Source organism: Streptomyces flavalbus (genome assembly GCF_042674625.1).
Lineage (GTDB): Bacteria > Actinomycetota > Actinomycetes > Streptomycetales > Streptomycetaceae > Streptomyces > Streptomyces flavalbus.
In genome coordinates this window covers 6,118,356-6,132,805 of sequence record NZ_JBHTEB010000001.1, presented here as the reverse complement: position 1 = coordinate 6,132,805, position 14,450 = coordinate 6,118,356, and the positions used below count along the sequence as shown (strand labels likewise).

Annotated in this window: 11 protein-coding genes; 3 read left to right on the top strand and 8 right to left on the bottom strand. The window is 71.8% G+C overall.

Going from position 1 to position 14,450, the window contains the following annotated elements:
* The first annotated feature begins 320 nt into the window (after positions 1-320).
* Positions 321-3,305, top strand: coding sequence for a carbohydrate binding domain-containing protein (locus ACFQZ6_RS27515; protein ID WP_381613978.1), 2,985 nt, complete (start codon positions 321-323; stop codon positions 3,303-3,305).
* Between the two features lie 483 nt (positions 3,306-3,788).
* Positions 3,789-4,199 carry an OsmC family protein gene (locus ACFQZ6_RS27510; RefSeq protein ID WP_381613975.1) on the top strand — a complete coding sequence of 137 codons (411 nt, stop codon included), beginning with the start codon at positions 3,789-3,791 and terminating at the stop codon, positions 4,197-4,199.
* Positions 4,200-4,205: 6 nt separating this feature from the next.
* Here ACFQZ6_RS27510 and ACFQZ6_RS27505 read toward each other — a convergent pair whose 3' ends face one another.
* A complete protein-coding gene (locus ACFQZ6_RS27505; RefSeq protein WP_381613972.1) occupies positions 4,206-4,730 on the bottom strand; it encodes a rhodanese-like domain-containing protein in 525 nt (174 codons plus the stop codon).
* A 78-nt stretch (positions 4,731-4,808) separates the two neighbouring features.
* Here ACFQZ6_RS27505 and ACFQZ6_RS27500 point away from each other — a divergent pair, with 78 nt between their 5' ends.
* A complete protein-coding gene (locus ACFQZ6_RS27500) occupies positions 4,809-5,096 on the top strand; it encodes a metal-sensitive transcriptional regulator (RefSeq protein WP_360212735.1) in 288 nt (95 codons plus the stop codon).
* Between the two features lie 5 nt (positions 5,097-5,101).
* Here ACFQZ6_RS27500 and ACFQZ6_RS27495 read toward each other — a convergent pair whose 3' ends face one another.
* The 7 genes from ACFQZ6_RS27495 to ACFQZ6_RS27465 form a co-directional block, all read right to left on the bottom strand.
* The gene (locus ACFQZ6_RS27495) at positions 5,102-5,842 is read right to left on the bottom strand and encodes a sulfite exporter TauE/SafE family protein (protein ID WP_381613968.1); all 741 of its coding nucleotides are present in this window, start codon (positions 5,840-5,842) and stop codon (positions 5,102-5,104) included.
* Positions 5,839-6,192, bottom strand: coding sequence for a rhodanese-like domain-containing protein (locus ACFQZ6_RS27490; RefSeq protein ID WP_381613965.1), 354 nt, complete (start codon positions 6,190-6,192; stop codon positions 5,839-5,841). The genes ACFQZ6_RS27495 and ACFQZ6_RS27490 overlap by 4 nt, the downstream gene beginning before the upstream one ends.
* A complete protein-coding gene (locus ACFQZ6_RS27485) occupies positions 6,189-7,532 on the bottom strand; it encodes an MBL fold metallo-hydrolase (RefSeq protein ID WP_381613962.1) in 1,344 nt (447 codons plus the stop codon). Before ACFQZ6_RS27485 ends, ACFQZ6_RS27490 begins: the two co-directional genes overlap by 4 nt.
* A 114-nt stretch (positions 7,533-7,646) precedes the next feature.
* The gene (narI, locus tag ACFQZ6_RS27480; protein WP_381613959.1) at positions 7,647-8,420 is read right to left on the bottom strand and encodes a respiratory nitrate reductase subunit gamma; all 774 of its coding nucleotides are present in this window, start codon (positions 8,418-8,420) and stop codon (positions 7,647-7,649) included.
* The gene (gene narJ / locus ACFQZ6_RS27475) at positions 8,417-9,091 is read right to left on the bottom strand and encodes a nitrate reductase molybdenum cofactor assembly chaperone (RefSeq protein WP_381613955.1); all 675 of its coding nucleotides are present in this window, start codon (positions 9,089-9,091) and stop codon (positions 8,417-8,419) included. Before narJ ends, narI begins: the two co-directional genes overlap by 4 nt.
* Positions 9,088-10,758 (bottom strand): nitrate reductase subunit beta, encoded by a 1,671-nt coding sequence (gene narH, locus ACFQZ6_RS27470; RefSeq protein WP_381613952.1) that lies wholly within the window; start codon positions 10,756-10,758, stop codon positions 9,088-9,090. Before narH ends, narJ begins: the two co-directional genes overlap by 4 nt.
* Positions 10,758-14,432 carry a nitrate reductase subunit alpha gene (locus ACFQZ6_RS27465; protein ID WP_381618688.1) on the bottom strand — a complete coding sequence of 1,225 codons (3,675 nt, stop codon included), beginning with the start codon at positions 14,430-14,432 and terminating at the stop codon, positions 10,758-10,760. Before ACFQZ6_RS27465 ends, narH begins: the two co-directional genes overlap by 1 nt.
* Positions 14,433-14,450: the final 18 nt, after the last annotated feature.

The following is a 14,450-nucleotide window of genomic DNA, read 5'->3' as shown; positions in this document are numbered from 1 at the left end:
GTGCTGGTCAGCTTCTGGCAGTGCGGAGGCTTCGGGCGGTGATGTCGCCGTGGGCGGAGGACGACCGCGCCGCGCACCTCGGGCCAGCCCGCAAGTGCTTGCAGCAAGACGACCGCAAGCCATTGCGGGCGTGGCCCCAAGGTGAGCCCGCAACCTGCGTCAACTCTCGCCACCCGTAGGCACGTCCTCCGGAGACGGGTGTCGCGAGACCCCTTTACGCCGCCGTCACGCGCGAGTAACTTCGCGCTGCCGTAAGGGTTTTCTGCAAGTTGCCGTCAGCCCTTTCACGCGGCGTCCCCCACTCCTCCCTGGAGACACGCATGAGACGCACCCGCACGCGGCTGCCCGGACGGCTGCTGGCCACCGCCGTGACCGTCGGCGCCGTCCTGGGGTTGGTTTCCGGCCCCACCCCGCTCCCCACCGCTTCCGCCGCCACCACCGACACCACCGACCCCACCGCGACCGTCTTCTACTACACGAAGACGAAGAACTGGACGCGGTACAACCTGCACTACGCCCCCGACGGCGGCGCCTGGACCCCCGTCCCCGGCGTCGCCATGGAGGCCGCCTGTACCGACTGGGTGAAGAAGACCGTCAGTCTCGGCGGCGCGACCGGTCTCCAGGCCACCTTCAACAACGGCTCCGGCACCTGGGACAACAACTCCGGCAGGAACTACGCCCTCGGCACCGGCGCCATCACCGTCAAGGACGGCGTGATCGCCCACTCCGACCCCTGCGCCGGTACGGAGGACCCCGGCTCCGGTGACGGCAACAAGGCCACCGTCTACTTCTCCACCCGCACCCTCGGCTGGACCACCGCCAACCTCCACTACCAGCCCGCTGGCGGCGCCTGGACCGCCGTCCCCGGCGTCGGGATGCGGGCCGCCTGCACCGGCTGGTGGAAGAAGGACGTCGACCTCGGCACGGCCACGTCCATGAAGGCCGCGTTCAACAACGGCAACGGCGTCTGGGACAACAACAAGGGCGCCGACTACACCCTCCCCACCGGCGTCACCACCGTCGCCGACAACAAGGTCACCGCCAACGCCGCCGACCCCTGCGCCGAGCAGACCCCCGACACCCAGGCACCCACCGCCCCCACCAGGGTCAGCACCCAGGCGGACGGCGTCTCCGTCGTGCTGACCTGGGAGCCGTCCACCGACGACCGGGGCGTGACGGCGTACCAGGTCACCCGCACCGGCGGCACCAAGGGCGACACGGTCACCACCGTCGGCTCCACCGTCCTCTCCGACGCGGGCCTGGAGGAGAGGACCACCTACACGTACACCGTCCGCGCCCTGGACGCGGCGGGCAACGTCTCCCCGGCCTCGGCCGCCGTCCAGGCGACCACCGGCACCAAGCCCCCCACGCCCACCGCGGGCAGCCCCCTGGGCACCGACCCCCGCAAGGACCCGATCTACTTCGTCCTCACCGCCCGCTTCAACGACGGCGACACCAGCAACAACCGAGGCGGCAGCCAGCACGTGAAGTCCGGCAACGCGGCCAACAACGACCCGATGTTCCGCGGCGACTTCAAGGGACTGATCAACAAGCTCGACTACATCAAGGGCCTCGGCTTCTCCGCCGTGTGGGTCACCCCGGTCGTCCTCAACCGCTCGGACTACGACTACCACGGCTACCACGGCTACGACTTCTACCAGGTCGACCCGCGCCTGGAGTCCGCGGGCGCCTCCTACCAGGACCTGATCAACGCGGCCCACGCCAAGGGCATGAAGATCTACCAGGACGTCGTCTACAACCACTCCTCCCGCTGGGGCGCCAAGGGCCTGTTCACCCCGACCGTGTACGGCGTCCGCGACGCCCAGTGGAGCTGGTACTACGACGAGAGGCAGCCCGGCTTCGAGTACGACGGCCTGACCGTCGACCCCAAGAGCGGCAAGTCGTACTACAACGGCGACCTCTGGTCCACCGCCGAACCGTCCGGCAACACCTGCGTCAACTGGGGCCAGCCCACCGGCGCCAAGAGCCCCGAGGGCTACACGATCTACAACTGCCAGTGGCCCAGCCCGACGTCGGGCATGTTCCCGAAGGCCCTCTACCACCACTGCTGGATCGGCAACTGGGAGGGCGAGGACTCCCGCTCCTGCTGGCTGCACGAGGACCTCGCCGACTTCGACACCGAGAACGCGCAGGTGCAGAACTACCTGATCGGCGCGTACAACAAGTACATCGACATGGGCGTGGACGGCTTCCGCGTGGACACCGCCGTCCACATCCCCCGCACCACCTGGAACCGCCGCTTCCTCCCCGCCATCCAGGAGCGCGTGGCCCAGCAGCACGGCATTGAGGCGGCGAGGAACTTCTTCGTCTTCGGTGAGGTCGCCGCCTTCGTCAACGACAAGTGGAACCGGGGCTCGGTCAACCACTCCGCGCAGTTCTACACGTGGAAGGAGCGCGGGGAGTACAGCGCCGACGACGAGCGCGCGGCACTGGAGATGTACGAGTACGAGCAGCAGCAGGGCACCGGCAACCAGCCCACCTCCACCAACGCCTTCCTGGAGGGCAACGCCTACCACACGCCCGACCACAGCCGGTTCTCCGGCATGAACGTCATCGACATGCGGATGCACATGAACTTCGGTGACGCCAGCAACGCCTTCCACAACGGCAGGGACTCCGACGACAGCCACAACGACGCCACGTACAACGTCGTCTACGTCGACAGCCACGACTACGGCCCCAACAAGAGCGGTGAGCGCTACACCGGCGGCACCGACGCCTGGGCCGAGAACATGTCGCTGATGTGGACCTTCCGCGGCATCCCGACCCTGTACTACGGCTCGGAGATCGAGTTCCAGAAGGGCGCGAAGATCGACTGCGGCCCGACCTGCCCCCTCGCCACCACCGGCCGCGCCTACTACGGTGACCACCTCGCCGGTGAGGTGAGGTCCTCCGACTTCTCCGAGGTGGACTCCGCGACCGGCACGGTGGCCACCACGCTGGCGCGGCCCCTCGCCCAGCACGTCCAGCGCCTGAACCAGATCCGCCGCGCCGTCCCCGCCCTCCAGACGGGCCAGTACTCCACGGACGGCATCAGCGGCGACATGGCCTTCAAGCGCCGCTACACCAACGGCTCCACGGACAGCTTCGCCCTGGTCACCGTCTCCGGCGGCGCCACCTTCACCGGCGTCCCGAACGGCACGTACCGCGACGCGGTCACCGGCGACACCCGTACCGTCACCGACGGCAGGCTGACGGTCGCCGCCCCGGGCAAGGGCAACCTCCGGGTGTACGTCCTGAACGGCCCCGGCCAGATCGGAACGCCGGGTCCCTACCTGAAGTAGCCCGAACGCCGTCCCCCTGGCGCCCGGCCGGACGCCAGGGGTGACGGGTGGCAGGGGTGCGGTGTTCGCCACAGGAAGCCCACTTCGACCGAAATCGCCCGCGCCGAGGGAATCCCGCGCCGACATGCTGACAGGCCCGAGTAACGGACCGCCGACCTAGGGGGACACAGTGTCGTGCATCGGCACATCGACACATCGACAGCGAACAGCTCCCTGAGTACGCCAAAGGGGCAGACCGATGACCTTTCAGCCGCGCGAGCTTCTCCCCGACCGCTCCGCCCGCGACCTCTTCGGCGCGGAGGTACGCCGTCACCGCGAGAAGCCTGGGCGGCGTTCATAGCGAGCGTCACCAGGTAGTTATACCCCCCGGGGTATAGGGGCCGATGGTCCCTCACTCGACCCCCCGGGGCTCTAGGGTCCGCACCCCCAAGTGCGGTCGACTGGTGCCAAGGACAAGTAGGGACACCAGGGAAGAGACACACCGTGCCGCAGGACATCGATCTCCACCGTCTTGACGTCGTGCACGTGGACGGCGACGCCTACGCCGTCGACGTGCGCGGTCACCGGGTGCTGGTGGACCAGCCCCGTACCGTGGGCGGGGCGGACACCGCGCCGACGCCCGTGGAGTTGTTCGCCGCCTCACTCGGGGCCTGTGTCGCCTTCTACGCGGGGCGCTTCCTGCACCGGCACGGGCTGGCGCGGGACGGGCTGCGGGTGCGGACGGAGTTCGTGATGGCGGACCGGCCCGCGCGGGTCGAGTCGCTGCGGGTCGTCGTCGTACCGCCGCCCGGGTTCCCCCCGGAGCGGCGGGACGCGCTGCTCGCCGTCGCCTCGCACTGCACGGTGCACCACACCCTCAAGCGCCCGCCCGGCGTCGACATCGAGCTGGGTTAGCGGTCGTCAGCGGTTGTGGGGGAGCCTGCCCAGGAGGCTCGCCATGCCGCAGGTGTCGGTCAGGGCCGAGTAGACCAGGCCGCCCGCGATCGCCGCCGAGAGGAGTTGGAGGGCGGGGTGGACCAGGGCGGCCAGGAGCAGGCCCAGGAGGACCAGGGTGCCCGCGGTGAAGCGGACCTGGCGTTCCATGGTCCAGACCGAGCGCGTGGCGCAGGCCGCCGGGCGGTGCAGGGGGTGGCCCTGCGCCGCCCAGGCCGTCGTGCCGCCGGTCAGGGTGGCCGTGCGGATGCCCTCCGCGGCCAGGAGCTCGCAGGCGTTCTGGGCGCGCGGGCCGGAGGCGCAGACGATCAGGATCTCGCCGTCCCTCGCCGCTTCGCGGAGGGAGGGCAGGGCCGAACGCACGCGGTTCAGGGGGATGTTCTGGGCGCCGGGGAGGTGGCCGGAGGCGTACTCCGCGGGGGTGCGGACGTCGATCACCGTGAACTCGTGCAGGCGGGCGCTCGCCTCGGCGGGGGGCAGGGTGTGGGTCATGGCTGTTTCCCTTCGTGGTCGACCTCCGTCCCAAAAGGGACGTACAGTACCCCTAGGGGTATCCGTGGAGGAGTGATCGTGGAGCTTGAGCTTGCGGGTGCGGAGCTGAAGGCCGTACTGAACCGGCTGCGCCGCGCACAGGGACAGATCTCCGGTGTGATCCGGATGATCGAGGAGGGACGGGACTGCGAGGACGTCGTCACGCAACTCGCCGCCGCCTCACGCGCCCTCGACCGGGCCGGGTTCGCGATCATCGCCACCGGGCTCCAGCAGTGCGTGGCGGACATCGAGTCCGGGCGGAAGACCGGTGAGGACACCGAGGCGATGCGCGCCCGGCTGGAGAAGCTGTTCCTGTCGCTGGCGTGAGGGCGTCACCATGCCGCCTCCGCGAGCATGAGTGCCGCCACCAGCAGCAGGACCGCCGCGAACGTGCGTTGGAGGGTCTGGGCCCTGATCCTCGTCGCCAGGCGTCCGCCGTCCCAGGCGGCCAGGATCGCGGCGGCGGTGAAGGGCGCCACCACGGACCAGTCCAGGCCGGTCAGTGTGTCCGCGCGGGTGGTGAGGGCGGCGAGTGAGTTGACGGTGATGACCAGCAGGCTGGTGCCCACCGCCGTCCGCATCCGCAGCCCCAGGACCCCGACCAGCGCGGGTACGGCGAGGAAGCCGCCGCCGACGCCGAGCAGGCCGGTGACGCCGCCGAGGCCCGCGCCCGCGCCCGCCGCCGGGAGCGGGCGGACCCGCGCCTCGGTGGTCGTCCGGGCGCGCAGCATCCGCAGGGCCGCCGCCCCGGCGAGCAGGGCGAAGCCCGCCGTCAGCAGCTCCCCGGGGACGCGGGCCGCGAGCGCGCCGCCCAGCATCGCCGGGACGATCCCGGCCGCCGCGAACAGCAGCCCCGTACGCCAGCGGACGTGGCCGTCGCGGGCGTGTGCGGTGAGCGCGGTGACGGAGGTGAGGGTGACGATGACCAGGCTCGCGGTGGTCGCCGCGACCGGGGTGAAGCCGAGCAGGTAGATCAGGGCGGGGACGGCCAGCACGCTGCCGCCGCCCCCGAGCGCGCCGAGCGCCAGGCCGATCACGGCCCCGGCGGTCAGGGCGAGGAGCAGCACACTCACGCGACGGCGCCGTTCCCGCCGTGGGCGTCCACCACCGGCAGCCCGGCCGCCGCCCAGTCCACCATGCCGCCGATCACGTCGACGGCGTGCGCGCCCCGGGCGGCGAGGATCTCCGCCGCGTGCTGGGAGCGGTGGCCGGAGCGGCAGACCACCAGCAGGGGGCGGGCCTGCGCGGCGGCGGGCAGCGGCGCGCCCGCGGTGAGGGCGGAGAGGGGGAGGTGGACGGCCGCGGGGGCGTGGCCCGCCCGCCATTCGGGGAGTTCGCGGACGTCCAGGAGTACGGCGTCGGTGGCCGTCGCCAGCCGGTCCGCCTCGCGGGCGGTGACCCGGCCGGGGGTCGGGGGCGTCATGTCGTCAGCCCCGCCCGCACCGCGGCGTCGAAGGAGTCGTCCACCGCGACGACGTCCCGTCCGGCGGCGTCCAGGAGTGAGGCGGCGATCGCCGCGCGCGTCCCGCCCGCGCAGTGCACCCACACCTCACCGGCCGGTATCTCACCGATGCGCTGGTGGAGGGTGTGCAGGGGGATGGAGAGCGACCCCGCGACGTGTCCGGCGGCGCGTTCGGAGGCGCGGCGGACGTCGAGGACGGTCACGTCGCCCGCGGTCGCCAGGTCGGCGAACGTCGCGCGGCGGAAGGCGGCCGGGGTCTCGCCGGGCCGCAGCCAGTCGGCGGGGGCGCCGGTCGCCGCGGCGGCGGGGCGGTCGATGCCGACCCGGGCCAGCTCGCGCTGCGCGGCGGCCACCTGCTCCGGGGACTCCGCGAGCAGCGTGACCGGCTTGCCCCACGGGATCAGCCAGGCGAGGTAGGTGGCGAGCTGGCCCTCCGCCTCGAAGTTGAGGGAGCCCGCGACATGGCCCTCCGCGAACGCGACGCGGTGGCGCAGGTCGACTACCCACTCCCCCGCCGCCAGCCGGGCGGCGATCTCGTCGGCGTCCGCGACGGCGGGCGGGGTGAGGTCGACGGGCGCGGGGCCCGCGGCGTTGGCGGGGCCCATGTGGGCGTAGTAGGCGGGGATGTCGTCGAGGGCGGCGAGGAGGTCCGCGACGAAGGTGTCCACGTCGCGGGTGAGGGCGTCGTTGGACGTCCTCTCCTTGCCGATGGTCGTGGCGTCCCCCTCGGCCTGGGTGGCGGAGCAGAAGCTGCCGAAGCCGTGCGTGGGCAGGACCGCCGTCTCCTCCGGCAGCTCGGCGGCGAGCCGGTGCGCGGAGGCGTGCTGGGCGCGCGCCAGGTGCTCGGTGAGCCGGGGTTCGACGAGGTCGGGGCGGCCGACGGTGCCGATGAGCAGGGAGCCGCCGGTGAAGACGGCGACGGCCGTGCCGTCCTCCTCCAGGACGTAGGAGGTGTGGTGCGGGGTGTGGCCGGGGGTGGCCAGGGCGCGCAGGGTGAGCGCGGTGTCGATCTCCGTGCGGTCGCCGTCGTGGACGGGCGTGCGGGCGAAGGAGACCCGGGCCCCGGCGGGGACCAGGTAGGCGGCGCCGGTGATCCGGGCGAGGTCGAGGCCGCCGGTGACGTAGTCGTTGTGGACGTGGGTCTCGACGACGTGGGTGATCCGCACGCCGCGGCGGGTGGCCGCCGCCAGCACCTGGTCGATGTCGCGGGGCGGGTCGACGGCGACGGCCGTGCGCGCGCCGCCCGCGAGGTAGCTCCGGTTGCCGAGGCCCGACACCTCGATCGTGTCGACGAAGAACACGAGGCACTCCCTTCCGTGGAGAATTACCCCAGGGGGTATGTACTCGACGGTAGCAGAGTACCCCCGGGGGTATCCAAACGGTCAGGGAGGCCCCTTCCACGGGCCTCGGGTGGGTTACCCCACGCGCTCCCAGCCCCGGCGCGGCGCCCGCGCCCCTAGCCGCGTGTCGCGGCTGCGATAGACGATGTACGGCCTGGTCAGGTAGCCGACCGGCGCGGTGAGCATGTGCACGAGCCGGGTGAACGGCCAGAACGCGAACAGCAGCAGGGCGCTGACGGCGTGGAGCTGGAACAGGACCGGGGCGCCGGTCATGCGGTCCGGCTCGGGCTGGAAGGCGAAAATCGAGCGGAACCAGAGCGAGATGGTCTCGCGGTAGTCGTAGCCCCCGCCGACGATGTTCGCGGCGACGGTCGCCGCCAGCCCGAGGCCGATGGTGACCACCAGCGAGAGGTACATCGCCTTGTCGTTGCGGGTGGTCGCGGAGAACACCGGGCCCACGGTTCGGCGGCGGTAGACGAGGATCGCGGCGCCGCCGAGCGTGCACACACCCGCGACGGTGCCGAGGGCGACGGCGACGACGTGGTACGCGTCCTCACCGACCCCGGCCGCCTCCGTCCAGCTCTTGGGGATGAGCAGGCCCACGACGTGGCCGACGAGCACGACGAGGATGCCGAAGTGGAACAGCGGGCTGCCGATCCGCAGCAGCCGGTTCTCGTAGAGCTGGGAGGAGCGGGTGGTCCAGCCGAACTTGTCGTAGCGGTAGCGCCAGACGTGGCCGAGCACGAAGACCGCGAGGGACACGTACGGCAGCACCACCCACAGCAGGACCCCGCCGGTCCCGGTCTCCGCCGCCGTCGTCATCGTCATCGTCAGGGTCGGTGGGGTCATCGCGGGCCTCCCGGAAAGACGGGGTCGGGCAGGAACAGCGGGGCGGACCCGGCCCCCGGGTACGCGGCCAGGCCGACCTGTTCCTCCGGTGGGCCCTCGGCGGCCAGTCGGGCCAGGGCCGCGCGGTCGTCGCCCTTCAGGGCGGGCAGGGTCGCGGCGACGGAGGTGAGGACGGCGGCCCACGGGGAGCCGTCGTCCGTGAGCGCGAGGCGCAGCAGTTCCAGGCCCGCGCGGTGTTCGGTGAGGAGCCGGTGGCCGGTGGCGGGTTCGGCGGCGGCGAACTCCAGGACCACGGCGAGGTGGTCGGGGAGTTCGTCGTCGGCCAGCCGCCAGCCCGCGTCGGCGTAGGTCCGCTTCAGCCGGAGCAGGGCGAGGCCGCGCTTGCGGGTGTCGCCGTGGCCGTAGTACGTGAGGTACGGGCAGCAGCGCTTGCGGTGGTCGAAGGTGGCGACGTAGGCGGCGGCCAGGTCGTCGGGCGGGGTGCGTTCGGCGTCCGTGAGGAAGGCGCGCAGGGGGTCGGCGACCGGGGCGGGCAGGGTGTCGGCGGCGCGGCGGGCCAGGGCGAGGCGGGCCGGGTGGTCGTCGTCGGGGTAGGCCAGCAGCAGGGACTGGGTCTGCCAGGCGTGGGGGGGCCAGCTCTCCGGGCCGCCCGGGTTCCTCCGCCACCTCATGGCGACTCCTTCTCCTCGTCCGGGCCGGGTGGGAACAGGCCCGGTGGTGAGCCCTTGCCGTCCCAGTTGAGGAGGTTGACGCGGGTCTCCTTGTCGACGGGCGCGGCGGGCGTCTCGGAGGTCTGGCGGTCGCGCAGGGCGCGGAAGTTCTCCACCGCGATGGGCGCCGCGCCCCCGGACGCCTCCCCGAAGGGCCCTGAGCCGCCCATGCCGGGGCCGCCCTCGTAGTCGAGGCTGCACTCGGTGGCCAGTTCCTCCAGGCGGTGCGCCTGTTCGGCGTGGGCGGGCGGGATGACGTACCGCTCGTCGTACTTGGCGAGGGCCAGCAGCCGGTACATGTCGTAGAGCTGTTCGCCGGTCATGCCGACGGCCTCGGGGATGGTGTCGTCGGGTTCCCGGCCGAGGTTGATGTCGCGCAGGTAGGAGCGCATGGCGGCGAGGCGGCGCAGCACCGTGTCGACGGGGACCGGGTCCCCGGCGGTGAAGAGCTGGGCGAGGTAGTCGACGGGGATGCGCAGGGCGTCGACGGCGGCGAAGAGGTTGCCGTGGTCCTCGGCGTCGTGGCCGGTGTCGCGCACGGCGTCGACGACCGGGGAGAGCGGCGGGATGTACCAGACCATGGGCAGCGTGCGGTACTCCGGGTGCAGCGGCAGCGCCACCTTGTAGGTGTTGATCAGGGCGTGGACCGGGGAGCGCTGGGCGGCCTCGATCCAGTCCCGGGGGATGCCGGAGCGTTCGGCGGCCTCGATCACGTCGGGGGCGTGCGGGTCGAGGAGGACGCGCCGCTGGGCCTCGTACAGGTCGGTGTCGTCGGGGGTGGTGGCGGCCTCCAGCACCCGGTCGGCGTCGTAGAGGACGAGGCCGATGTAGCGCAGGCGGCCGACGCAGGTCTCGGAGCAGACGGTGGGCAGGCCGACCTCGACGCGCGGGAAGCAGAAGGTGCACTTCTCGGCCTTGCCGGTGCGGTGGTTGAAGTAGACCTTCTTGTACGGGCAGCCGGTGACGCACATCCGCCAGCCCCGGCAGCGGTCCTGGTCGACGAGGACGATGCCGTCCTCCTCGCGCTTGTAGATGGCGCCGGAGGGGCAGGAGGCCGCGCAGGACGGGTTGAGGCAGTGCTCGCAGATGCGCGGCAGGTAGAACATGAAGGTCTGCTCGAACTCGAACCTGATCTTCTCCGAGACGTCGCGGAGCAGGACGTCCTTGTCGCCGTGGTCGGCGGAGCCGCCGAGGCTGTCGTCCCAGTTCGCGGACCAGGAGATCTTCATGTCCTTGCCGGAGATCAGGGACTTGGGCCGGGCGACGGGGGTGTGGTCCTGGAGCGGGGCGTTGGTGAGGGTCTCGTAGTCGTAGGTCCAGGGCTCGTAGTAGGCGTCCAGGGGCGGGAGCTTGGGGTTGGAGAAGATCTGGACCAGCTTCTTGAACCGGCCGCCCGCCTTCAGGGTGAGGCGGCCGTTCCTGTTCAGCTCCCAGCCGCCCTTCCACTGCTCCTGGTCCTCGTAGCGGCGGGGGTAGCCCTGACCGGGGCGGGTCTCGACGTTGTTGAACCAGACGTACTCGACTCCGGTGCGGTTGGTCCACGCCTGTTTGCAGGTGACCGAGCAGGTGTGGCAGCCGATGCACTTGTCGAGGTTCATCACCATCGCCATCTGGGCCATGACGCGCATCAGTACGTCACCTCCTGGTTCGTACGGCGCCGGATGACGGTCACCTCGTCGCGCTGGTTGCCGGTCGGGCCCAGGTAGTTGAAGGCGTACGACAACTGCGCGTAGCCGCCGATGAGGTGGCTCGGTTTGATGAGGAGCCGGGTGAGGGAGTTGTGGATGCCGCCGCGCCTGCCGGTGGTCTCGGTGCGGGGGACGTCGATGAGGCGGTCCTGGGCGTGGTGCATGTAGACGGTGCCCTCGGGCATCCGGTGCGAGACGACGGCGCGGGCGGCGACGACACCGTTGCGGTTGACGGCCTCGATCCAGTCGTTGTCGTGGACGCCGATCTTCGCGGCGTCCTGGGTGGACATCCAGATCGTGGGGCCGCCCCGGGACAGCGACAGCATGAACAGGTTGTCCTGGTACTCGGAGTGGATGGACCACTTGTTGTGCGGGGTGAGGTAGCGCACGGTCACGCCGAGTTCGCCGGTGTCCCCGACGCGTGGTTCGCCGAAGAGGGCGTCCATGTGCAGCGGAGGGCGGTAGACGGGGAGCTGTTCGCCGAGGGCGGCCATCCAGTCGTGGTCGAGGTAGAAGTGCTGGCGGCCGGTGAGGGTGTGCCAGGGCTTGGCGCGCTCGACGTTGACGGTGAACGGGGAGTAGCGGCGGCCCCCGGTCTCCGAACCCGACCACTCCGGTGAGGTGATCACCGGTACGGGCGCGGCCTGGGTGTCCGCGAAGGTGATCCGCTTGCCCTCGTGCTCGGCGGCGAGGTCGGCCAACCGGGTGCCGGTGCGGGCCTCCAGGGTGTGGAAGCCCTGGGTGGCGAGGTGCCCGTTGGTGGTGCCGGACAGGGCGAGGATCGCCTCGCAGACCTGGGTGTCCCGGGCGATCGACGGGCGCCCGGCGTTGACCCGGCCGCGTGCGGTGCCGTTCTTGTGGCGCAGGTACTCCAGCTCGCGGTCGAGCTTGAAGGTGACGCCCTTGGTGGTGGCGCCGAGGGTGTCGAGGAGCGGGCCGAGGGCGGCCATCTTCTCGGCCACGGCGCCGTAGTCGCGTTCGACGGTGACCAGCTTGGGCAGGGTGCGGCCGGGCTCGGGTTCGCACTCGCCCGTCTTCCAGTCGCGGACCCTGCCGTGCGGGGTGGCGAGTTCGTCGGGGGTGTCGTGCAGCAGCGGCGCGGCGACGACGTCGGTGCGGGTGCCGAGGTGGTCGGCGGCCTGGCGGCTGAACTCGGCGGCGAGGGTGTGGAAGGCGTCGAAGTCGGTGCGGGTCTGCCAGGGCGGGGGGATCGCCGGGTTGAAGGCGTGCACGTAGGGGTGCATGTCGGTGGAGGACAGGTCGTGCTTCTCGTACCAGGTCGCGGCCGGGAGGACGACGTCGGAGTAGACGGTGGTGCTGGTCATCCGGAAGTCGAGGGTGAGCAGCAGGTCGAGCTTGCCGACCGGGGCCTCCTCGTGCCAGACCACGTCCCGGGGGCGGGCGTCGGGGGGCGCCTCGGTGGCGCGCAGGTTGGAGTCGGTGCCGAGGAGGTGGCGCAGGAAGTACTCGTTGCCCTTGGCGGAGGAGCCCAGCAGGTTGGCCCGCCACACGGTCAGCACGCGCGGGAAGTTGGCGGGGTCGTCGGGGTCCTCGGCGGCGAACCTGAGGGTGCCCGACTTCAGCTCGTCGACGATGTGGTCGGGGACGCTCTTGCCGCGTTCGGCCGCCTCGGTGGCGAGGTCGAGCGGGTTGCGGTCGAAGGTCGGGTACGACGGCATCCAGCCGAGCCGCGCCGACTGGGCGATGACGTCGGCGGTGGCCTTCCCGGCGAACGGGCCGCCGCCGTCGCCGGGCCGGGCGGCGAGGGTGTTGGCGGAGAACGGGTCGTAGCGGAACTGGTCGCTGTGCAGGTACCAGTACGCCGTCTGGATCATCTGCCGGGCCGGGCGGTTCCAGTCGGCGGCGGTCGCGATCGCGGAGTAGCCGGTGATCGGGCGGACCTTCTCCTGGCCGACGTAGTGCGCCCAGCCGCCGCCGTTGACGCCCTGGCAGCCGGTGAGGGTGGTCAGGGTGAGGAAGGCGCGGTAGATGGTGTCGGAGTGGAACCAGTGGTTGGTGCCCGCGCCCATGATGATCATCGAACGGCCGCGGGACTCCTCGGCGTTCGCCGCGAACTCCCGCGCGATGCGGGCCGCCTTCGCCGCCGGGACGCCGGTGAGGGCCTCCTGCCAGGCGGGGGTGCAGAGCTCGGAGGCGTCCTCGTACGAGGCGGGCCATTGGCCGGGGAGGCCCGGGCGTGCGACACCGTACTGGGCCAGCAGCAGGTCGTAGACGGTGGTCACCAGGCGCCCGCCGACCCGACGCACCGGCACCCCGCGCAGGGTGCGGTCCGCGGTGCCGTCCGGGGCGTCGAAGCGGGGCAGTTCCACGGCGACCGGCGCCTCGGTGGAGCCCTCGGCCGACAGCAGCGGGTCGGTCGTGCCCAGGTCGAGGTTCCACTTCCCGGCGCCCGCGTCGGAGAAGCGGTCGCCGAGCGTGCCGTTGGGGACGACGGGCGCGCCGGTGGCCGCGTCGAGCAGGACGGTACGGAACTCGGCGTGCTCCTCGCCGCCCCCGAGGTCGGCGGCGGTGAGGAACTTGCCCGGCGTGTAGGTGCCCGGCTCGCGTTCGTCGAGGGTGACGAGGAAGGGCAGGTCGGTGAAGCGCTTGACGTAGTCCGTGAAGTACGGGGTGGCGCGGTCGACGAAGAACTCCTTGAGGACGACGTGCCCCATCGCCATCGCCAGCGCCCCGTCGGTGCCGGGCTGCGCGGGCAGCCACTCGTCGGCGAACTTCACGTTGTCGGCGTAGTCGGGGCTGACCGCGATCACCTTCTGGCCCCGGTAGCGGGCCTCCGCCATCCAGTGCGCGTCGGGGGTGCGGGTCACCGGCAGGTTGGAGCCCCACATGATCAGGTAGCCCGCGTCCCACCAGTCGCCCGACTCCGGTACGTCGGTCTGGTCGCCGAACACCTGCGGGGAGGCGACGGGGAGGTCGGCGTACCAGTCGTAGAACGACAGCATCACGCCGCCGAGCAGGGAGTAGAAGCGGGCGCCCGCCGCGTGCGACACCATCGACATCGCCGGGATCGGGGAGAAGCCCGCCAGCCGGTCCGGGCCGTGCTCCTTGATGGTGTGCACGTGCGCGGCGGCGACGAGTTCGACGGCCTCCTCCCAGCTCGCGCGGACCAGGCCGCCCTTGCCGCGCACCGACTTGTAGCGGCGGGCGCGCTCCGGGTCGGAGACGATGTCCGCCCAGGCCGCCACCGGGTCACCGAGGCGCTGCTTCGCCTCGCGGTACAGGCGCAGCAGCTCGCCGCGCACGTACGGGTAGCGGACCCGGGTCGGTGAGTAGGTGTACCAGGAGAACGCCGCCCCGCGCGGGCAGCCCCGCGGCTCGTACTCGGGGCGGTCCGGGCCGACGGAGGGGTAGTCGGTCTGCTGGGCCTCCCAGGTGATGATGCCGTCCTTGACGTACACCTTCCACGAGCAGGAGCCGGTGCAGTTCACGCCGTGCGTGGAGCGGACCACCTTGTCGTGCGACCAGCGGTCCCGGTAGAAGTCGTCGGCCTGCCGTCCGCCGCGCTTGCGCAGGGTGCGCAGGTCCTCGGAGACCTCCGCCCTACTGAAGAACCGGCGGGAGCGGACCAGGGCCTCCGCGAGTTCGCCGTCCATGCCCGCTCGTCGTTCGCC